13 protein-coding genes are annotated in these 21956 nt (G+C 64.4%); 4 read left to right on the forward strand and 9 right to left on the reverse strand.

What is annotated here, in order from left to right:
- Nucleotides 1–47: 47 nt before the first annotated feature.
- The 8 genes from AC1DZU_RS16685 to hutI form a co-directional block, all read right to left on the reverse strand.
- Nucleotides 48–1829: a glucan ABC transporter ATP-binding protein/ permease gene (locus tag AC1DZU_RS16685; RefSeq protein ID WP_477286409.1), complete on the reverse strand. Its 1782-nt coding sequence runs from the start codon at nucleotides 1827–1829 to the stop codon at nucleotides 48–50.
- Between the two features lie 515 nt (nucleotides 1830–2344).
- Nucleotides 2345–10927: a glycoside hydrolase family 94 protein gene (locus tag AC1DZU_RS16690; protein WP_477286411.1), complete on the reverse strand. Its 8583-nt coding sequence runs from the start codon at nucleotides 10925–10927 to the stop codon at nucleotides 2345–2347.
- A gap of 267 nt (nucleotides 10928–11194) precedes the next feature.
- A complete protein-coding gene (locus tag AC1DZU_RS16695; RefSeq protein ID WP_477286413.1) occupies nucleotides 11195–11782 on the reverse strand; it encodes a HutD/Ves family protein in 588 nt (195 codons plus the stop codon).
- Between the two features lie 11 nt (nucleotides 11783–11793).
- Nucleotides 11794–13467, reverse strand: coding sequence for a urocanate hydratase (hutU, locus tag AC1DZU_RS16700; protein WP_477286415.1), 1674 nt, complete (start codon nucleotides 13465–13467; stop codon nucleotides 11794–11796).
- Entirely contained in the window at nucleotides 13464–13838 is a 375-nt protein-coding gene (locus AC1DZU_RS16705; protein ID WP_477286417.1) for a hypothetical protein, read from the reverse strand. Before AC1DZU_RS16705 ends, hutU begins: the two co-directional genes overlap by 4 nt.
- A gap of 23 nt (nucleotides 13839–13861) precedes the next feature.
- Nucleotides 13862–14674, reverse strand: a complete 813-nt coding sequence (gene hutG / locus AC1DZU_RS16710; protein WP_477286419.1) for an N-formylglutamate deformylase — start codon at nucleotides 14672–14674, stop codon at nucleotides 13862–13864.
- 2 nt (nucleotides 14675–14676) lie between these two features.
- Nucleotides 14677–16215: a histidine ammonia-lyase gene (hutH, locus tag AC1DZU_RS16715; protein WP_477286421.1), complete on the reverse strand. Its 1539-nt coding sequence runs from the start codon at nucleotides 16213–16215 to the stop codon at nucleotides 14677–14679.
- On the reverse strand, nucleotides 16212–17447 hold the full coding sequence (hutI, locus tag AC1DZU_RS16720) for an imidazolonepropionase (protein ID WP_477286423.1): 1236 nt from the start codon (nucleotides 17445–17447) through the stop codon (nucleotides 16212–16214). Before hutI ends, hutH begins: the two co-directional genes overlap by 4 nt.
- A gap of 98 nt (nucleotides 17448–17545) precedes the next feature.
- Here hutI and AC1DZU_RS16725 point away from each other — a divergent pair, with 98 nt between their 5' ends.
- Together AC1DZU_RS16725 and hutC are read left to right on the forward strand one after the other, a co-directional pair.
- Entirely contained in the window at nucleotides 17546–18898 is a 1353-nt protein-coding gene (locus AC1DZU_RS16725) for a formimidoylglutamate deiminase (protein ID WP_477286425.1), read from the forward strand.
- Complete coding sequence (hutC, locus tag AC1DZU_RS16730) at nucleotides 18895–19635, forward strand: histidine utilization repressor (protein WP_477286427.1); 741 nt, start codon at nucleotides 18895–18897, stop codon at nucleotides 19633–19635. The genes AC1DZU_RS16725 and hutC overlap by 4 nt, the downstream gene beginning before the upstream one ends.
- A 44-nt stretch (nucleotides 19636–19679) precedes the next feature.
- Here the strand turns inward: hutC and AC1DZU_RS16735 are convergent, their stop codons facing one another.
- Nucleotides 19680–20024: a RidA family protein gene (locus tag AC1DZU_RS16735; RefSeq protein WP_477286429.1), complete on the reverse strand. Its 345-nt coding sequence runs from the start codon at nucleotides 20022–20024 to the stop codon at nucleotides 19680–19682.
- A gap of 225 nt (nucleotides 20025–20249) precedes the next feature.
- Here AC1DZU_RS16735 and aztA point away from each other — a divergent pair, with 225 nt between their 5' ends.
- Nucleotides 20250–21068, forward strand: coding sequence for a zinc ABC transporter ATP-binding protein AztA (aztA, locus tag AC1DZU_RS16740; RefSeq protein WP_477286431.1), 819 nt, complete (start codon nucleotides 20250–20252; stop codon nucleotides 21066–21068).
- A complete protein-coding gene (aztB, locus tag AC1DZU_RS16745; RefSeq protein ID WP_095085859.1) occupies nucleotides 21068–21943 on the forward strand; it encodes a zinc ABC transporter permease AztB in 876 nt (291 codons plus the stop codon). The genes aztA and aztB overlap by 1 nt, the downstream gene beginning before the upstream one ends.
- Nucleotides 21944–21956: the final 13 nt, after the last annotated feature.

Genomic DNA, 21956 nt, shown 5'->3' on the forward strand with positions numbered 1-21956 from the left:
CCGGACCTTCGGTCCGACCTCCCCCACAAGGGGGGGTAAGAACGAAATCAGGCGGCGGCTTCCTGCTGTTGCTGCACGGTGCGGCTGAGGCGGCGAACCTCCTCGTCGTTGAGCAGGCCGCCGGCGCGCAGCAGGCTGGCAAAGCGGCCATTGCGCATCGACAGTTCGGCGAAGCCGCCCATCTCGACCACCCGGCCCTTGTCCATGAACACGACCAAATCAGCGTCGCGAACAGTGGTCAGGCGGTGGGCGATGATGAAGGTGGTGCGGTCGCGCCGCAATTCGTCGATCGCTTCCTTGACGCGGTCCTCGGTCTCGACGTCGAGGGCGCTGGTCGCCTCGTCGAGCACCAGGATAGGGGCATCCTTCAGCACGGCGCGGGCAATAGCGATGCGCTGGCGCTCGCCACCCGACAGCTGGCCGCCACGTTCGCCGACCAGCGTGTCATAGCCATTGCTCTTGGACAGGATGAAGTCCTGCGCGGCAGCCGCGGTGGCGGCGGCATGGACCTCGTCATTGGTCGCGTCAGCCCGGCCGACGCGGATGTTGTCCTCGATCGAGCGGTTGAGCAGGCCCGCATCCTGGAACACGGTGGCGATCGAATGACGCAGCGACTTGCGGGTCACGCTGCGGGTGTCGATGCCGTCGACCAGGATACGGCCATGGGACGGCGAGAACACGCGCTGCAGCAGATTGATGAGCGTGGTCTTGCCGGCGCCCGTCGGGCCGACGATGGCGACCGTCTGGCCGGCCTGGACCTCGAACGACACGTCGTCGATGCCCTGGCCCGAATTGGCGAATTCGAAACCGACATTCTCGAAGCGGACATGGCCGGTGACGTTGGTGAGATCGCGCAAGCCGTCCGGCTCGGCCGCGTCGGCCGCGGAATCCTCGAGGTGGTAGAAGTCCTCGAGCTTGGCACGGGCCTCCGAAATCTGGTTGGCGAAAGCCGACATCTGGTCGAGCCTGGCGATCAGCAGCGTGGCAAAGCCGGTGAAGGCGATGACGTCGCCGATGCGCAACTGGCCATGGGTGACCAGATAGGCGCCGATCAGCAGCACCACCATCATCGAGATTGTCGACGACAGACGGTGCAGCGCATTGGCCATCGCCCACCAGTCGAGCACCGGGTTCTGCGCGTCGAGCAGGTTCTTGACATAGCGGCGCAGCGTGTCTGCCTCGTGGCCGAGGCGGTTGTAGCTTTGCAGCACGGCGACGTTGGAGACCGAGTCCGTCACATGCGCGAAAACCTTGTGGTAATGGCGCTCAACCGCGGCCTGACCTTCCTTGGTCCGCTTCATCACCAGCCGGCCGATGCCGACATAGAGCACGCCAAGCGCCAGCAGCACCATCGACATGCGCAGGTCCATGCTGATCGCGGTCGGGATCAGCAGGAACAGCGCGACCGCCGTCGAGAGGTGCTGACGCATGAATTCAAGCCACAGGCTGAACAGCGTCTCGACCGCACGCAACAGGGTGTGCAGGGCATTGGAGGTGCCGCGCTGGTGGTGCCAGGTAAGCGGCATGGTGATCACGCGCTCGAACGACTGGCAAAGCACCTCGCTGCGACGCTTGTGGGCAAAGCGATCGGCACCGCGCGCCACCAGGACGAAGGCCACGATGTTGAAGGCGCCGAGACCCGCCCACAGGGCAAGCGTGGCAAACACCGAACCGCGTTCGGAAATCGCATCGATCACTCGTCCGAACATGATCGGCTCGAGAATGGCGATGATCGCGAGAGCGACGTTGGCCGAACAGATCAACGCGACGCGTTTCCTGTCTGCGGCCAGATAACCGAGCGCTCGCCAGTAGATTTGCAGAAGGGTCACCCCAGTTACTCCGCCATGCTGTTTATTGTGCACTGCATCATTTGACTCGTATCGGTTGATACGTCGCAAAACAATGGCCGTGTACCTCTTCAGTTCCCAATTCGCGAACAAAAGATGGCGACGTTCCGAAATCTGCCGTGATCACCTAACGGTTTGAGAAGACAGGTAAAATGTCAGGCATGCGGCGAAATCATGGCAGCTGACACGTGCTGCCACAATTTTAATCAACATCGATGTCTGGCGGATGACCAAGGCCGAAACGGCCTTCTACACAGTATAGCGCGGAACAAAAGCGGCCCCGCGCCCGCCAACGGCGACGAGAGACCAAAGCCCGGCCGGCCGGGGCGGCGCATGCAGTGGGCATCAAGCCTTTGATTTTATGTGCTTTTCATAGGCACGCCCTTCACCCAAGGCGATGGCAACGCCGGGTGGCATGGCGCCTTTCATCCTGTCGTGGTGCCGAAAACCGCCCCCGGGCTCTTGAGCCCGAGAGCACGCTTTCTGGGCAAAATGCCTCAGGCCGGGATCCTGATGACGACCTCGGTAACTTCGCCATCCTTCAGTTCGACTGCCGAAACCTTGGTCTTGGCCCCATTCAGCTCCAGCGAGACCGCCTTGGCCTTATTGTCGCGGACGACGCGAACCTTGAGTTCCGCCCCCAGCATCTTGAGGGTTGCCGAGTAACCGTCCCAATGGCGGGGGAGTTTTGGCTTGAACTGAACACGCTTGCCGCGCCGTTCGATGCCGAGGATCCCTTCGACCGCAGCCCGGTAGAGCCAGCCTGCCGAGCCGGTGTACCAGGTCCAGCCGCCACGACCGCCCTTGTCGTCCCCGGCGTAGATGTCGGCTGCCACGACATAGGGCTCAACGCGATAGTGCTCGGCCGAGGCCTCGTCGGTCGCATGGTTGACTGGGTTCAGCATCGAGAAACAGCGATAGGCCTCGTCGGTCCGCCCCATCTCGGCAAGCGCGATGACGAACCACGTGGCGGCGTGGGTGTACTGGCCGCCATTTTCGCGAACACCGGGCGGATAGCTCTTGATGTAACCCGGTTCCTTGTCCGTCTTCGAGAACGGCGGCGTGAATAGCTTGACGATCTTCAGCTTGTCATCGACGAGCAGTTTGGTCGCCTGCTCCATCGCCGTCGTCGACCGGGCCGGATCACCCTCTCCTGAAAGCACGCTCCAGGACTGGGCGATCGAGTCGATCTTGCACTCCTGCGAGGACCGCGACCCGAGCGGCGTGCCATCGTCGAAGCTGCCGCGCCGGTACCACTCGCCATCCCATGCCGTGCTTTCAAGCGCCCGCTTCAGCGCATCGGCATGCTTTGCCCAGGCCTGCGCGTGCTTGGCATCGCCTTCGGTCTTGGCAATTGCGGCGAAGTCGCCCAGCGTCTTCAGCAGGAACCAGCCGAGCCAGACGCTCTCGCCCTTGCCGTGCTCGCCAACGCGGTTCATGCCGTCGTTCCAGTCGCCACCGAGGATCAGCGGCAGCCCGGCGGCACTGCTGCGCTTGATGGCAAGATCGAGCGCCCGCGCGCAATGGTCGTAGAGCGACGCCGTCTTCTTCAAAATTTCCGGGGTGAAGAAGGCATCGTGCTCGCCCTCGCCCAGCGCCTGTCCATCGATGAAGGGCAGTTGCTGCTTCAATATGGTGGCATCGCCGGTGACCAGCAAATAGCGAGCCGTGGCGTGGGCCAGCCAGACCACGTCGTCGGAAATCATGGTGCGCACGCCGGCCCCGGTGCGCGGCAGCCACCAATGCTGCACGTCGCCTTCGGGGAACTGCCGCCGCGCCGCGTTGAGGATCTGGTCGCGCGCCAGTTGCGGGTCATGCGCAAGCAATGCCAGCGTGTCCTGCAACTGGTCGCGGAAGCCGAACGCACCGCTTGCCTGGTAGAAGGCGGAGCGGGCGCGGATGCGGCACGCGAGGCTCTGATAGGGCAGCCAGTGGTTGACCATGGCGTCGAGCGCCTTGTCCGGCGTCTCGACTTGGATGGTGTCGAGGAAGCCGCGCCATTCGCGCTCATTGTCGGCCAGCCGCCGGTCGAAATCCCTAGCCCGGTGCTCCTGCACCAAGGCGCTGGCTTCCTCGACGGTCTCGGCATCGCCGAGCAGCCAGAGCAGTGTCACGTCGCCGCCGGCCGGGATCTCGATGTCGCGGGCAATCGCCGCGCAGGGGTCGTCTCCGGCCTCGACACGGCCCGACAACGCCGCGCCGCTCAGCACCGCCTGTGGGAGTTCGCTGGAGCCATGCCGGCCGAGGAACTCCGAACGGTCGGTCGTCACCGAATGGACGCCGCCGTCGGCGGCAAGGAAAGCCACCCGCTCGCTGAAATCGAGCCCGTAGGGGTTTTGCGCCAGCAACGCACCGGTGGCGGCGTCGCGGGACGGGACAATGGTTGCCGCCGTACGCGAGCGATGCCCGCCGAGCACCCATTCGGCATAGGCGTAGACACGCAGTCGCGCCGGCACCGAGCCGGAATTCTGGATGCGCAGCCGCGAGATCTTCACCGGGTCAATCGGGTCGACGACATGGGTGAGGTCCATCGACAACGGGCCGCGCCTCGAACGGAAGGTCGAGAAACCCTGGCCGTGCCAGGCCTCGTAGGTCATCGAGGGGTCGCGCACCATGGCGGCGAGCGGCGAGAACGCCTTGCCGCTGGCCTGATCGTAGATGTAGACGCCCTCGCCCGGCCGGTTCGAGACCGGATCGTTCGACCACGGCGTCAGCTGGTAGTCACGGCTGTTGCGGCTCCAGGTGAAGGCGGCACCCTCGGCAGAGGTGTGGAAGCCGAACGAAGCGTTGGAGACGACGTTGATCCATGGCTGCGGCGTGGTGCGCCGGCCAGCCAGGCGCACGACATAGTGCCGCCCGTCGCCATCGAAACCACCGAAGCCGTTCCATTGGCTGAGGCCGCTTCCATCGGCGCTGACATCCGCCACGGCCTGCGAGGCGTGCATCACAGGCACCGGCGGCGGCAATTCGCGTGCGACCGCCAAGGCCGCCGGCTGCAGGGCGTCGCGCGCCTGCAGGGCGGCCGCCTCGGCCCGCTCGATCTGGTCGAAGATGGTGCCGTTGCGCGTGTGAAGGACGACGCGCGCGACAGCGAGCAGCGTCTTGTAGGTGGTCTCGTCCATCAGGTCGCGGCGCACCGCGAAAATGTGTTGGCGAGGCCCGAGTTCCTTGCCGCGCAGGCGGCTGTTTTCGCACAGCGTCTCCACTGCCCGCTGCAGGTCCTGGACATAGGACGACGCCTGTTCGTTGACGACGACGAAATCGATCATCATGCCGCGGGTGCGCATGTATTCCTGGAAACGCAGCGCCTGGGCGACGATTTCGAGATCGGCGACGTCGCCGATCCTGACCAGGAAGATCGGGAAATCACCCGAAATGCTGGTCGGCCACAGGCTCGACTGCTTGCCCAGCCCCGTGGCGATGGATTCGGCCGGAAGACGCAGGAACGGATCCGGATAGATCAGATAGCGCGCCAGTTTCTGCACATTGGCGGCATCGGTCAGGCTGAGGCCCATATGGCGGGTCTGCACCTGGCTGCGCGTCCAGGCGAGCATGGCCTGGCGGGCAAAACTCTCCGGATGGTCAAGCCGGGCAAGGGCCTCTTCCAGTTCGGCGCGGCTGGCGCCGACGACGGTCCAGAAGGTCAGCGATATCTTCTTGTTGGCAGGCACGCGCACCTGGCGGCGCAGCGCGGCGACGGGATCGAGCGTAAAGCCCGAATGGCCGCCAAGCCTGGCGCCGGGATCGAAGGCGGCCGCGTCGACGATGGTGCGGCCACGGCCGATGAAGGCGCGCCGGTCGGTCTCGGCTTCGGCATCGCGCGCCGATCCGGACGGATCGGTGACGAAATGCACCATGGCGATATCGGGCTCGCTGGTCTCCCGCTTGCGCCGCGTGGCAAATATCTGCGCGCTGTTCGACGCGATTTCAGTTTCGACGAACATCTTCGAGAAGGCCGGATGGGCATTGTCCGACGCCTCCAGACCGAGCACCAGTTCGGCAAAGGAGGTGACTTCGATGTGACGGTCGGACGGCCCATCATTGTAGAGCGTGACCCGACGGCCCTCGCCATTGCCTTCCGAAATGACGATGCATTCGACCTCGGAGCGCAACGTGCCCACCGATTTGACGAAGCTCGCCTTGTCGTCGGAGAACAAGGTCTGCGCCTTCTCCTCGGCCGCACGCTTCGGCTCGGCCGTCGCCGACCACCAGTCGCCGGTGCCGGCGTCACGCAGGAAGATGTAGGAGCCGAGCCGGTCCTCGGTCGGATCCGGTTGCCAGCGGGTGATGGAGAGATCGCCCCAGCGGCTGTAGCCCGAGCCAGTCGCGGTGACCATCACCGAATAGCGGCCGTTCGACATCACACTGGTCGACCGCAGCGACCGCAACGGATCGAGCACGATGCGGGTGTCGGGGCTCTCGACTTCTGTCTCGTCCTTGGAGCGTTCGTCGGCCTCGGTCCTGACGGTCGCGGTCGGGATGTCGCGCGGCGCCCTCTCCTGCAGCAGCAATTCGGCCGATTCGATGACCGGATCACTGTGGAAGCGATCGCGCATGCGGCCTTCGAAGATGGCGTCGGCGACCGCCACGATCGACATGCCCGAATGGTGGGCCATGTAGTTCTGCACGACGACATGATCGGTGCCTTCCGGCACGCGCTGCGGCGTGAAGTCGACAGCGTCGTAGTAACCGTGGCGGCCAAGCGCGCCGATCTCCCGCAGCCGGGCGAGATTCTGCACGGCTTCGCGCGGGTTGAACTGTGCCGCGAGCACGGTGGCGTAAGGCGCGATCACCGTGTTCTGGCCAAGGCCGCGCTTAAGGCCGAGCCCGGGCACGCCGAAATTGGTGTACTGGTAAGTCAGTTCGCGGTCGCGGGCGTTGTAGGCCGCTTCCGAAATGCCCCACGGCACGTTCTTCTGGCGGCCATACTGGATTTGGCGCTTGATGATCAGCTTGCTGGTCTGGTTGAGAATGCTGCCTTGCGGCTCCTTCATCACCAGCGGCGGCATCAGGTATTCGAACATCGAGCCGGACCAGGACATCAGCGCGCCCTTGAAACCGATCTCGACGATCGGCCGGCCAAGCCGGAACCAGTGCTCGGTCGGCAGGTCGCCCTTGGCGATGGCGAACAGGCTGGTCAGCCGCGCCTCGGAAGCCATAAGGTCGTAGCAGCTTTCATCGAGCTGGTGCTCCTCGACCCGGTAGCCGATCGACAGCAGCTTGCGTTCGGGCCGCATCAGGAAGGAGAAATCCATCTCGAAAGCGAAGCGGCGCGTGCGCTCGCGCAAGGTGAGCAGCTTGGCGCGCAGCGCCTCGACGGCATTGTCGTCGCTATGCGCGTCATGGACATGCGCTTCGCAGGTGGCCTCGAGCCTGGCCGCCCAGTCGACGATGACGTCGCTTTGGGCCGACGCCGCCTCGGTGTGGATGGCGGTGGCGAGCTTGCGGATCTCACCGGCCAGGACGGCCAGATTGATGGTGCGGATCGACGCCATTTCCGGCTGCGCCTTGATGGTCTCGACCGCGCGCCGCATGCCGTCGAGACGGTCTACGAGGCGCTGCCGCAAGGGTCGCAGCTGGCGGCGGTCGTCGGGCAGTTCGTCGAGGCTCTCGCTGAGGATGGTTACCGTGTCGAGAATGCCTTCGAAATCACCCTGGAGATGGACCGAGGGCGCTTCCGCCCATTCGGCGCAAGCCGCCGCCACCGCCACCAGATGGCCGGCAAGATTGCCGCTGTCGACAGCCGAGATGTAGAGCGGGTAGAGCGGCTTCAGCGTCGTCGTGTCATACCAGTTGAAGAGGTGGCCGCGGTCGCGCGGCATGCCCTCGATCGTCGTCATGGTGGCGTCGATGCGGGTGATGGCGTCGGACAGGCTGATCCAGCCGAAGTCGCGCGCCGAGACGACCGACAGCAGATAGACGCCGATATTGGTCGGCGAGGTGCGCGGCGCCACGACCGGCGCCGGGCTTTCCTGGAAATTGTCCGGCGGCAGATTATGGTGCTCGGCCGTCACGAAGCTTTCGAAATAATGCCAGGTGCGCCGCGCCACCGTACGCAGCGCGTGGATATCGGCTTGCGATATGCGCAAGCGATCCTCCGTTTCGGCCGAACGGCTGATCCAGCTGGCGATGGCCGGCGAAGCGATCCAGAACAGGGCGAAGAAGAAAGCAACGAAGGCGCCGGTGGAATCGGCTAGCACCGGAATGGCGAGGCCGACGAAGCCGATGATCACGGCGCCATACATCATGCCGTAGTAGGAGCCGACGTCGTTGTCGCCGGCCTTGTGCGCCTGCGAAGCGGTGCGCCATTCCAGCAGGTTCTGGCGGCTGACGAACAGCCGGTAAATCGTGCGGATGATGGCGTCCCCCATCATCCAGGCGTTGTGCGCCATCAGCACGATCTTCAGCGCCACCATGGCGGTGCCGAAGGCGACGTCGCGCGCCAGGGCCGAGAAATGGCCGCGCGGCGTCTGGTCGCCGCTCTTGGGCAGGATGGCGTTGACGATGTCGAATGTCGGCGCCATGAACAGGCTGAGGATCAGCAGCGCCTGCCATTGCGCGGCTTGCGTGAAGGGCAGCAGCGTCCAGCCGGCGATCGCCGCCATGACCCAGAAGATCGGCGTCAGCGAGCGGCGCAGATTGTCGACCATCTTCCAGCGCGACAGAGCCGGCACGCCGGAGCGCGGATCGAGCATGAAGCCGAGAAGCTGCCAGTCGCCGCGTGCCCACCGATGGTGGCGCGAGGCGTCGACCGAATAGCGGGTCGGATAGTCCTCGACCAGTTCGACGTCGGTGACCAGCGCCGAACGCGCCAGCGCGCCTTCCAGCAGGTCGTGGCTGAGGATGGTGTTTTCCTCGATGCGGCCCTGCAGTGCCGCCTCGAAAGCATCGACGTGATAAAGGCCCTTGCCGGTGAAGGACCCGTCGCCGAAGACGTCCTGATAGAGATCGGAGACGGCAAAGACATAAGGGTCGAGGCCACGATTGGCCGAGAAGACCCGCTGGAAAAACGACGCATCATCGCCACTGGTCAGCGACGCGGTGATGCGCGGCTGCAGGATGGCATAGCCGGCCGTGACAATACGCCTGGTAGCATCGAAATGCGGCCGGTTGAGCGGATGGCAGAGCTTGCCGACCAGGGTCGCGACCGCGTCACGGGTGGTGCGCGTGTCGGCATCGAGCGTCATCACATGGACGACGTTCTCGGGCAGCGGCACGTCGAGCGGCAGGAATGTGGTGTCGCTGTCGCCGCGCAACAGAAGGTCGAGCTCGTGCAGCTTGCCGCGCTTGCGCTCCCAGCCCATCCAGGACCCTTGCGCCGCATTGAAGAGCCGGCGCCGGTGCAGGATGTAGAAACGCGGCGCGCCTTCGGATGGGTGGCGGGCGTTGAGACGAGCGATCTCGGCGCGGGCGAATTCGAGGATTTCGGTATCGGCCGCATCGATCTCGATCTTGCTGTCGGGCCAGTCCGACAGCAGCGCGAAATAGATTTCATCCGCCGTGTTGGCGAGATGATGCACCTCGATATTGCGGATGTTTTCCTCGACGTCGTCGCGTGAGCCGATCAGCGACGGTACCACCACCAGCGTGCGCGCCTCGGGCGGCACGCCGTGCCTGTAATCATAGCCAACGAGGCGCGTCGGTTTCAGGAACAGCGATACGACGGTGTTGAAGAAGGCGAGAGCGCCCTCGCTGGCCGGTACGGCAAACAGCGCCAGCATCACGACGACCGACGGCACCGACAGGCCGAGATTGGCTAGCGCGTTGCCGGTGAGAACGAGAAGCAGGGCCGTCAGCGCAAATACCGGTACGACGATGCCAAGCCATCCGGTCTTGCGGAAGGTGCGCTTGACCGTCTGGCTGATTGTCGGCCGGTAGCCGATCGCCTTCTCCAGTTCCAGCCGGCGCGGACCGACGAGGAAGAAACCGACATCGGTGTGGGCGGATGCAACTTGAGCGGCAGCGCCTTCATCATCGGCCGATAGGGTCTCGGTGGCGACGTGATCGGCCAGTTCGATAGCCTTCTCGGCGACGCGGTATTCCGAAAGGTCGGAGCGGCGCGCCAGTTCCTCGATCGCGGTCCGGTACTGGTCACGCGAGAAGAAGTCGAGCGCGGCGAAATCGGTGCGCTCGCGCAGCACGGTGTCGATGCGGCTGACGCCTTCGAACCACACCGTCCAGTCGACGTCGTTGATGAGGCGCAGGCCGCGGATGATGTTTCCGGTCGTCACATTGCCGCTGGACAGCGTGTGATGTTCGGAAATGATGATTTCCTCGGCGTCGGAGCCGGTCTTTTCGAGCTCGCCTTCGAGCCATTCCAGGGCCTTGCCGGCATTCTGCGATCCATCGCGCAAGCGATAGAGCAGCTGGGTGGCGAAGGTGGTGTCCTGTGCGTGAGCGCTGAATTTGGACAGGATCGCCTGCCGGTCCGGGCTGTCGTCGGTCGCCAGAACCTTGTCGGCGACATCGTTTGCGATCTGGCGCATCTGGCGGGTGCGGTTGACCCTGACCGCCAGCCGGCGGAGATTTTCGATCAGGACGAAGCGCAGAAGCGACGGCAGCGCCCAGAGTTCGCCGATCTTCAGCGGCTCGAGCGACTGGAAGCCCTGGACGATGGACTTGAACATCGTCGCCGAGACGGAACTGTCCGAATGCGCCACATAGGTCCAGGCCAGTGCCAGCGCGCGCGGCACGCTGCCGCCCTCGGGCAGTTTCAGGCTGGGCAGCTGGCGGTAGAAGCGGCGCGGCAGATCGCGCTTGACCTGGAAAATGGTTTCTTCGACCAGATAATTGTTGTCGAGCAGCCACTGCGCCGCCGGCGTGATCGTCTCGCCCCTCGCCTGCGCGGCATTGGTCGAGCGGTAGACTTCCAAGATCTTCTTGGCGCTGTCGCGGATGCGGGCCTGAAAATCGAAGGGTGTCAGGCCGAACAGATCGGTAAGGTCGCCTTTTGCCAGGCTTTCGCCAAGCAGGCGAAGACGCTCTTCGGGCAGGAAATTGGATCGAATCGGCTCTTCCGTGATGGCCGGAAAGCTCGCGCTCGTCTTCTCGATCTGGGCAGGGGTCGTCTGAATATTCATTGAAAATTCCGTATGCGGACACTGAGCGGCGTCACCGCCACGGCAATGGCCCTAAAACCGATTCAAATGCAATTGGTTGCATAATCCCACTTGCTGAAAGTTTGTTTCCGCACCACGACAGGGCGTTATCTCTCAGCAAAAATTCCAAGACGAGCGCCCCTCTTCCCGTCAGGCTCGATCGACGGGGAGGATTCAGGCTTTTTCGTGATGCCGCCGACAGCTTAGGCAATATTTCGCCGGCACTGCGATCATGTTTGGAAACAAGCGTTAATCGTTGCCGGAGATGCCGCCGATCCGGATCACGAACAGCGTCGTCTCCTGAACGGGCTGGACCAAGAGGCTGGCGGTGTCCGGGCCGAGCAGCAGCGCGTCGAGCGGCCCGAGGTGAACCGGCTCGGTGCCGGGCACGGTGGCTTTGCCGTTCAAACACAGGACCAGGATCGTCCCGGTCCCCGTCCTGATTTCCACAGGGTTCGAAACCATGAGGCGTTCGACCGAATGCGTCGTCCGGCCGCGGCGGGTCATGACGTTGAGGTCGGTGATCGGGCCGCCGATCAGCGCGGCTGCGGTCGCCACGTCAGCCGGGAAGGAAAGCGGGTCGCTCGCCCTGGTGACTGATATCGGCGGGCGGCCAGCAATATCGAGCACGATTCCCTCGCCTTCGAGCACGGCAAGCGTTCGATCGATACCGGCAAACTGCGAGAACGGACCGCTGCCTTCGACGCGCGCCATCGAGACGCGCCAGTCGAAGTCATTTAGCCCGGCGTCGGCAGGCGAGACGGCGACCTCGGTCGTCACCCCGCCGCCGTTCTTCCAAGGCATGGACTTGGATTCGGATGCCCGCAGGACGCGCATCTGTCAGTCCATCACCCAAGAATGCCGGGCAGGTTGAGTTGGTGCTCCTTGGCGCATTTGACGGCGATCTCGTAGCCGGCATCGGCGTGGCGCATGACGCCGGTCGCCGGGTCGTTCCACAACACCCGCTCGAGGCGCCTGGCCGCATCACGCGTGCCGTCGGCGACGATGACCATGCCGGCGTGCTGTGAGAAGCCCATGCCGACACCGCCGCCATGGTGCAGCGACACCCAGGTGGCGCCCGATGCGGTGTTGAGCAGCGCGTTGAGCAGCGGCCAGTCGGACACCGCATCCGAGCCGTCCTTCATCGATTCCGTCTCGCGGTTCGGCGAGGCGACCGAACCGGAATCGAGGTGATCGCGGCCGATGACGACAGGCGCCTTGAGCTCGCCCTTGGCCACCATCTCGTTGAAGGCGAGGCCGAGCCTGTGCCGGTCGCCAAGACCGACCCAGCAGATGCGCGCCGGCAGGCCCTGGAAGGCGATGCGCTCCCGCGCCATGTCGAGCCAGTTGTGCAGATGGGTGTTGCCGGGCGTCAGTTCGCGTACCTTGGCGTCGGTCTTGTAGATATCCTCGGGATCGCCCGACAGGGCGGCCCAGCGGAACGGGCCGATGCCGCGGCAAAACAGCGGTCGGATATAGGCCGGCACGAAGCCGGGGAAGGCAAAGGCGTTCTCGAACCCCTCCTCCTTGGCCACCTGGCGGATGTTGTTGCCGTAGTCGAGCGTCGGCACGCCGGCGTTCCAGAACGCCACCATCGCCTCGACATGTTCGCGCATCGAGGCGCGGGCGGCTTTTTCAACTGCCTTCGGGTCGCTTACGCGCTTCTCACGCCACTCAGCCATCGTCCAGCCCTTGGGCAGATAGCCGTTGATGGGGTCGTGGGCCGAGGTCTGGTCGGTGACCATATCAGGGCGAATGCCGCGCCTGAACATTTCTGGAACGATCTCGGCCGTATTGCCGAGCAGGCCTACCGACTTCGCCTCGCCTGCCTTGGTCCAGCTCTCGATCATCGCCATCGCCTCGTCGAGCGTCTCGGCCTTCTCGTCGACATAGCGGGTGCGCAGGCGGAAATCGATCGAATCCGGGTTGCATTCGATGGCCAGGCAGCAGGCGCCGGCCATGACGGCGGCGAGCGGCTGGGCGCCGCCCATGCCGCCGAGACCTCCCGTCAGGATCCACTTGCCCTTGAGATTGCCGCCATAGTGCTGGCGGCCGGCCTCGACGAAGGTCTCGTAGGTGCCCTGCACGATGCCTTGCGTGCCGATGTAGATCCACGAACCGGCCGTCATCTGGCCGTACATCATCAGACCCTTCTTATCGAGCTCGTTGAACTTTTCCCATGTCGCCCAGTGCGGCACCAGGTTGGAGTTGGCGATCAGCACGCGCGGCGCGTCGGGATGGGTGCGGAAGACGCCGACCGGCTTGCCCGACTGCACAAGCAAGGTCTCGTCATCGGCCAACGTCCTCAACGAGGCGACGATGCGGTCAAAGTCGTTCCAGGTGCGCGCCGCCCGGCCGATGCCGCCATAGACAACCAGCTCGTTGGGGTTTTCGGCGACGTCCGGGTCGAGATTGTTCATCAGCATGCGCAGCGGCGCCTCCGTCAACCAGGAGCGGGCGCTGATTTCCGTGCCGCGCGGGCTGCGGACTTCGCGGATGTTGTGGCGAGGATTGTTCATCATTGTCCCTTTCGAATGAGGTGCGCGGCATTGCGGTGGCCGTCTGCACTGATCCAGGTGACCTGCTCATGGGCAGGGTCGGAAGTATCGATGGTCATGGCGTAGCAGGCCCAGACATCCGAAGGCGGCCATAGCGAGCAGTACTGGTCGCCACGAACATCCCAACGCCCGGGAGACTGGGTGCCGCCTTTTGTGTAGATGGTGGCGCCGCCATCGTCGAAGCTCTGTGTCCAGTCTGGCCCTTCGACATGCGCGCCTTTCAAGGTGGCGAGGATATTGGCGCCCTTCATCGTCACCTCATCGGCGGACGCGCCGAAAACCGGCGTCGCTGCGAACAGAATGGCGAGAAAGCCGATCCTGGCATGGCGGTTCATGACATCCTCCCGATGTTTCGATGTCAGCTCTGCGCCCAGGTGATCGCGGTCTCGAGAATCTTCTTCAGCTTCGCGGCCATGGGTGCGGCGAACGCGGCATCATAGGGCACCGGCCAATTGTCCGGTTCACCCCTGCCCTCGGGCTCATGCAAGTAGCCGCGATCGGCAAGTTCCATCTGCAGGGCATGGAAGCCGCCTTGCGGATTGCCGAAGTAGCGGGTGATCCAGCCACCCTTGAAACGGCCGTTGATGACGTAGCTGTCGCCGCTTTCGGCCATGATCTGGCCGACCAGGCCCTGCAGCACCGGATCGGCGGTCTGGCCGTCATTGGTGCCGAGATTGAACACCGGCAGCGTGCCATAAAACAGGCGCGGCAGAACCGAGCGGATCGAGTGGCAATCATAGATGACGACCTTCTGATGCAGACCGCGCAACCTGGTCGCCTGAAACCCGAGCATTTCATGGTAGGGTGCGAAATATGACTGATAGCGCTGGCTGATTTCCGCCGGCGTCGGTTCCTCGCCGGGCAGGTAAAGCGGATCGCCGTCGAAAGTCTCTGTCGGGCAAAGCGTCGTCGTCGTCTGCCCGGGATAGAGCGAGGCGCCGGAGGGATCGCGGTTGACGTCGATGACGGTGCGCGAGATCGACGTATGCACGACTGTCGCGCCAAGGCCAGCGGCGAAATCGTAGAGCTGGTCGATCCACCAGTCGCAGTCGCGGCGGCCGAGCCAGGGCGAGACCAGCCGGTTGTCGATGCCGGCTAGATCGATGCCGGTATGCGGGATCGACACCACTAGAGGTGCCGTGCCTTCGGTCACTGTCAGCCAGTCGGTCATGTTCAGGCTCCCGAGATCGAAGGCAGTGTTACCGCGCCGGCTGCCTTGACGGTCGCACCACTGCGCACCATGGCGATGGCTTTTTCCATATCAGGATGGAAGTGGCGGTCATTGTCGAGATGCGGCACCTCGGCCCGGACCAGCTTGCGCACCGCCTCCAGGGCATCGCTCGATGCCAGCGGCGCATGGAAATCGCAACCTTGCGCCGCGGCCAGCAGTTCGATGCCGATCACCGCTGTCGCATTCTCGACCATGCCGATCAGCCGGCGCGCGCCGTGCGCCGCCATCGAAACGTGGTCTTCCTGGTTGGCCGATGTCGGGATGGAATCGACGCTGGCCGGATAGGCTTTCTGCTTGTTCTCCGAAACGAGGGCCGCCGCCGTCACCTGCGGGATCATGAAACCGGAATTCAAGCCGGGCTTCGGCGTCAGGAAGGCCGGCATGCCGGACAGCGCGGGATCGACCAGCATGGCGATGCGGCGTTCCGACAGCGAGCCGATCTCACAGACGGCGAGCGCGATCATGTCGGCAGCGAAGGCCACCGGCTCAGCATGGAAATTGCCGCCGGAAAGGGCGGTATCGTCCTCGGCGAAAATCAGCGGATTGTCGGTGACGCCATTGGCCTCGGTGCCGAGCGTATCCGCCGCTTGGCGCAGGACGGTGAGTGCTGCACCCATCACCTGCGGCTGGCAGCGCAGGCAATAGGGATCCTGCACGCGCTCGTCGCCAACGCGATGCGATTCACGGATGGCACTGCCGGCCATCAGATTGCGCAGCGCATCCGCCGTCTCGATCTGGCCGCGATGCTTTCTCAGTTGATGGATGCGCGGATCGAAGGGCGCGTCGGAGCCTTTTGCTGCGTCGGTCGACAAGGCGCCGGCGACCAGCGCCGACTGGTAGAGCACTTCGGCCTCGAACAAAGCGGCCAGCGCATAGGCCGTCGAGAATTGCGTGCCATTGAGCAGTGCCAGGCCTTCCTTGGCGCCCAATGTCACCGGCTCCAGCCCGTGCGAGACAAAGGCGACCTTGGCCGGGAAACGGCCATGCGGGGTAAAGCATTCGCCGACGCCGATCATCACCGCGGTCATGTGCGACAGCGGGGCAAGGTCGCCGGAAGCGCCGACGGAGCCTTGCGCCGGCACCACCGGGATGACGTCGTTGGCGAGCATCGCTTCAAGCAACTCGATGGTCTGCGGCCGCACGCCGGAGGCGCCCTGCGCCAGGCTGGCCAGCTTCAGCGCCATCATCAGCCTGCAAACAGCGGCCGGCATCGGCTCGCCAACGCCGGCGGCATGCGACAGCACGATGTTGCGCTGCAAGGTCTCGAGGTCCGCGGCGGGGATGCGGACGCTGGCCAGTTTGCCGAAGCCGGTGTTGATGCCATAGACCGGGTCGCCCTTGGCGACGATCCTGGCGACGGCCTCGGCGCTCGCCTTGATTTTTGGCTTGCAGGCATCGTCAAGCTTGGGCACGGCGCCACGGTAGATGGCGCGCCAGTCGGCCAGCGTCGCATTGCCGGGCTTCAGGGTCAGTTCGGTCATTGTCCTCTCCAGATGCGGGCATGCAGCGGGTTGAAGCCCATGCGGTAGACGAGTTCAGCGGGGCGCTCGATGTTCCAGATCGCCAGATCGGCGGATTTGCCGGCTTCGAGCGTGCCGGTCTCTCCCAGTAGGCCGAGCGCACGGGCGGCCTCGCGGGTAACGCCGGCCAGGCATTCGTCGACCGTCAGGCCGAACAGGGTCGCCGCCATGTTCATGGTCAGCAACAGCGAGGTCAGCGGCGAGGTGCCGGGATTGTTGTCGGTGGCGACCGCCATCCTGACGCCGTGCTGGCGGAACAGGCCGACCGGCGGCTTCTTGGTTTCGCGAATGAAATAGTAGGCACCGGGCAGGATCGTCGCCACGGTTCCCGCCTTCGCCATTGCCGCGGCGCCTGCCTCGTCGGTGTATTCGAGATGATCGGCCGACAGCGCACCATAGCGGGCGGCAAGTTCGGCACCATGCAGGTTGGAGAGCTGGTCTGCGTGGAGCTTGACCGGCAAGCCTGCCGCCTTGGCGGCATCGAACACGAGCGCCATCTGCTCCGGAGAAAAGGCAATGCCTTCGCAAAACCCGTCGACGGCATCGGCCAGCCCCTCGGCGGCAACCGCCGGGAGAATTTCTCTTGCGACCAGCTCGATAAAGGCGTCCTTGTCGCCTTTGGCTTCCGGTGGCAGCGCATGGGCGCCGAGGAAAGTCGTGCGGATCGTCACCGGCCGCTCACCGCCCAGCCGCCGTGCGGCGCGCAGCGACTTCTTTTCGTTTTCCAGGTCGAGCCCGTAGCCCGACTTTATTTCTACAGTGGTCACGCCCTCGGCGATCAGTGCATCGAGGCGCGGCAGCGATTGCGCGACTAGATCGTCTTCGCCGGCGGCCCGCGAGGATTTGACCGAAGAGACAATGCCACCACCGGCCCTGGCGACCTCTTCATAGGTGGCGCCGGCAAGCCGCATCTCGAATTCATTGGCCCGGTTGCCGGCATGGACCAGATGGGTATGGCAGTCGATCAGGCCGGGCGTGATCCAGCGCTGCTCGCAATCGATCGTCTCAGCACCTTGGGCAAGCGTTGCGGGCATGCCCGATTCAGGGCCGGCGTAGACAATGCGGCCGTCACGCACGGCGACCGCGCCGTGTTCGACGACACCAAGTCCGGCGGCCGCCTCGGCCATGGTCGCCAGACGCGCATTGCGCCACAAGCGAAGACCCCCTGCCCGGCTTTTGCTCTCTGCAGCCATCATCTTTTCCGTTTCAATCGGTGGCGATTATGTATATACATATTGAAACGCACTGCAAGTGCCATCATCGCATATGAGACAGGGAACCGGAGAGAAAAGTGACTGACATCTTCGCGGAACAGGCGCTCCTTCCCAATGGCTGGAACAGCAATGTGCGGATCACCTTCACCAATGGGCGCATAACCACTGTCGAACCGGGAGCCATGGCCGTGGCCGGCGACGATCGCAACACGATCCTGCTGCCCGGCATGCCCAATTTGCACAGCCATGCCTTCCAGCGTGGCATGGCGGGATTAGCCGAGCTTCGCGGGCCCTCCGCCGACAGTTTCTGGAGCTGGCGCGAGGTGATGTACCGCTTCGCCCTGTCGATGACACCCGACCAGGTCGAGGCGGTTGCCGCGCAGCTCTATGTCGAGATGCTGGAGGCCGGCTTTTCACGCGTCGGCGAATTTCACTATCTGCATCACGACCGCGACGGAAAACCCTATGCCAACCCTAGCGAAATGGCCGAGCGCATCGCAGCGGCGGCCGGCGAAACCGGCATCGGCCTGACGCTGCTTCCGGTGTTCTATGCGCACTCGTCTTTTGGAGGCGCTGCGCCAAACGAAGGCCAACGGCGTTTCATCAACGATGTGAATCGCTTCTCCAGGCTTGTTGAGAAAAGCCGGGAATGCGTTCGCACTTTGAATCAAGCTGTTGTCGGCGTCGCTCCGCACAGTCTGCGCGCCGCGACAGCTGAGGAATTGTCCGAAGTGGCCGCCATGGCGCCGGATGGGCCGATCCATATCCACGTCGCCGAGCAGGTGAAGGAAGTCGAGGATTGCCTTGCCTGGTCGGGCGCGCGACCGGTCGAATTCCTGCTGGCCAATGCGAAAGTGGACCAACGCTGGTGCCTCATCCACGCCACGCACATGACCGATGCGGAAACGGTCGGGATGGCGAAAAGCGGCGCGATCGCCGGCCTTTGTCCGATCACCGAGGCCAATCTTGGCGACGGCACTTTTGCAGCGCCGCTATTCGGGGAGCATGGCGGCCGCTTCGGCGTCGGCTCCGATTCCAATGTGCTGATCGGCCTGCCCGACGAATTGCGGCAGCTCGAATATTCGCAGCGCCTTGCGCACCGCGCCCGCAATGTGCTGGCGGTGGCCGGCGGCTCGACCGGACGCGCGCTTTTCGATGCCGCGCTCGATGGCGGCAGTGCCGCCCTCGGGGCCGGCGCCTCACAAATCGCCACGGGCGCATCCGCCGATCTCGTCTCGCTCGACGGCAATCACCCCTCGCTGGCCGGCAAGACCGGTGACGCGATCCTCGATGCCTGGATCTTCGCCAATGGCAGCAAGGTCGACTGCGTCTGGGTGCATGGCAACAAACAGGTCAGCGGCGGCCGGCACGCAAGGCGAGAGGCCATCGCCGAGCGGTTTCGCAGCGTGATGAGGGCACTTTCGGCATGAGCATGATCGAGACAGCGGATGCGGAAGGCGGCTCCTCGCTGCACCAGCGCATCCTGTCCGACATCAGCGAAAAGATCCTGTCCGGCGCCTGGGCGCCCGGCCACCGCATCCCGTTCGAGCACGAACTGAGCGCGCAATACAATTGCTCGCGCATGACGGTGAACAAGGCGCTGTCGCAGCTTGCCAAGGCGGGACTGATCGAGCGCCGGCGCCGCTCCGGCAGCTTCGTCCGCCAACCGCAGTCGCAAGCGGCGGTGCTGGAGATCCATGACATCCGGGTCGAGGTCGAAGCACTCGGCCTGCTTTATCGCTACGAGCGCGTGGCGCGCCACAAAAGACGCAGCGACGCCGACGATCGCGCTTTGCTGGAGCTCGGTGCCGCCGGCCCGGTGCTGGCTCTGGAATGCCGGCATTTCGCCGGCAAGCGGCCGTTCGCGCACGAGCAGCGGCTAATCAACCTGACCGCAGTGCCCGAGGCGGCCGACGAGGAATTCCTGGCCATCGCACCCAGCCCGTGGCTGATCGGCCGCGTGCCGTGGAGCGAAGCCGAGCACCGCATCCGTGCGGTCGGCGCCGACAAGCACGTCGCGGCAGCACTCGACATCGCGGCCGGCGCGCCCTGCCTGGTGGTCGAGCGGCGGACATGGAGCGCCGAACACCCGGTCACCCATGTGCGCTTCACCTACGCCGCCGACAACCACACGCTGGTGGCGCGATTCAGGCCGTCGCAGGGGTAGCACCACACCTTCTCCCACAAGGGGAGAAGGTGAAGCGCTGCGCCTCAAACCGCTGCGGTAATAATGATCTCGACCAGGTATTCCGGTCCAGCGAGTTTTGCTTCGCCGGTGGCGCGGGCCGGAGTGTTGCCTTGCGGCACCCACTTGTCCCATTCGGCATTCATCTCGGCAAAGGTGCTCATGTCGGCCAGCCAGATGATCGCCTGCAGGATCTTGGTCTTGTCCGTACCGGCCTTGGCCAGCAGTTCGTCGATGGTCGCCAGGACATCCCTGGTCTGCGACGCGACATTGCCGCCCGGCTGACCAACCTGGCCGGCCAGATAGACGGTATTGCCGTTGATGACGATCTGGCTCATGCGCGGGCCAACATCGATGCGACGAATGCTCATGGGAGGTTCCTTCCTTTGTGGTCGCGCTTCTTTAGAGTTGCGGCCGGCTTCGGGCAAGGTCGCCCGGTCAAATCCCCTTGGGCCAAGGGCGTCTGATGTCCACACACGGCAAGTTGACCCGGCAGTCGTAATTCCGCCCGATTGGCTTGTTGACTAATGTAATAACATCACATACCCAATCGGCGGCTGCCAGCAGCCGGATTCCGCTGCCCCACGGATCGCAGAATGACAAATACCTGCCTGACCTTTCGCGACCTGACGCTTGGCTACGGCAGCCACCCGGCGATCCATCATCTTGACGGTACGATTCGCAAAGGCTCGCTGACTGCCGTGGTCGGCGCCAACGGCTCCGGCAAATCGACGCTGATGAAAGGCATTGTCGGCGTCCTAAAGCCGATGGCCGGCGAGGTCATCCGCGCGCCCGGCGTGCGTGCCGCCTATCTGCCGCAGCAATCGGAACTCGACCGCTCCTTCCCGGCGCGGGTGGTTGACCTGGTCTCGCTCGGCCTGTGGCCACGGCGCGGCCTGCTCGGCCGCCATACCAGGGAAGATCGCGATTCCGTCAGCCAGGCGCTGATGGCCGTCGGTCTCGGCGGCTTCGAAAAGCGGCCGATCGACACGTTGTCAGGCGGCCAGTTGCAGCGCACGCTGTTTGCGCGGGTCTTGCTGCAAGACGCCGACCTCATCCTGCTCGACGAGCCGTTCAACGCCGTCGACGCCAAGACGGTCGGCGACCTGATCGCACTGATCAAGCGTTGGCATGGGGAGGAACGCACCATCCTGGTCGTCGTTCACGATCTGGATCTGGTGCGCCAGAATTTCCCCGAAACGCTGCTGCTTGCCCGCCAGCCGATTGCCTGGGGCGAGACCAGGGAGACGCTGAAGCCGGAGAATCTGTTGCGCGCCCGCCGCTTCCACGAAGCCTGGGAAGAGAATGCGCCCTGGTGCGAGCCAGACGGGCACGCTCATGGTCACGATCACGACCATCATGGCCACGCTCATGATCATGAGCACCACCACGATGGCGGACCGAGGGCTGCCTGATGGACACGCTTTACGGTCTCTTCATCGCGCCCTTCGCCGATTTCGGCTTCATGCAGCGGGCGCTGATCGGTTCGCTGATGCTGTCGCTCGGCGCCTGCCCGGTCGGCGTGTTCCTGATGCTGCGGCGCATGAGCCTGTCCGGCGACGCCATGGCGCACGCCATCCTGCCGGGCGCCGCCGCCGGCTTCCTGCTCTATGGCCTGGAAATCCTGCCGATGACCATTGGCGGCCTGATCGCCGGCGTCATCGTGGCGCTCGGCGCCGGCGCCGTCTCGCGCTTCACCATCCAGCGCGAAGATGCCTCGATGGCGGCCTTCTATCTGATTTCGCTCGCCATCGGCGTGCTGATGGTGTCGATCCGCGGCTCCAGCGTCGATCTCATGCATGTGTTGTTCGGCACCGTGCTGGCGCTCAATAACGAAGCGCTAACGCTGATCGGCGGCATTGTTGCCGTGACGCTGGTCAGCCTCGCCATCTTCTGGCGGGCGCTGGTCGCCGAATGCCTCGATCCGCTGTTCCTGCGCTCGGTCAGCCGGCTCGGCAGTCCGGTGCATTTCATCTTCCTCGGCCTCGTCGTGCTCAATCTCGTCGGCGGCTTCCAGGCGCTCGGCACGCTTCTATCGGTCGGACTGATGATGCTGCCGGCGGCAGCCGCCCGTTTCTGGACCGTGCGCGTCGAGCCGATGTGCGTGCTGGCGGTGCTGATCGGCTTTGCCTCCTGCATCGCCGGACTGCTTTTGTCCTATCACGCGTCGCTGCCGTCCGGCCCGGCCATCATCCTATCGGCCGGCGTGGTCTATTTCGCCTCGATCCTGTTCGGCACGCGCGGCATCCTGCGCGCCCGCATTGTCCATCACCGTCACAGAACGGCCTGATCCCCCGCCCCAA

The sequence above is a fragment of the Mesorhizobium sp. P2_A12 genome (genome assembly GCF_056405075.1).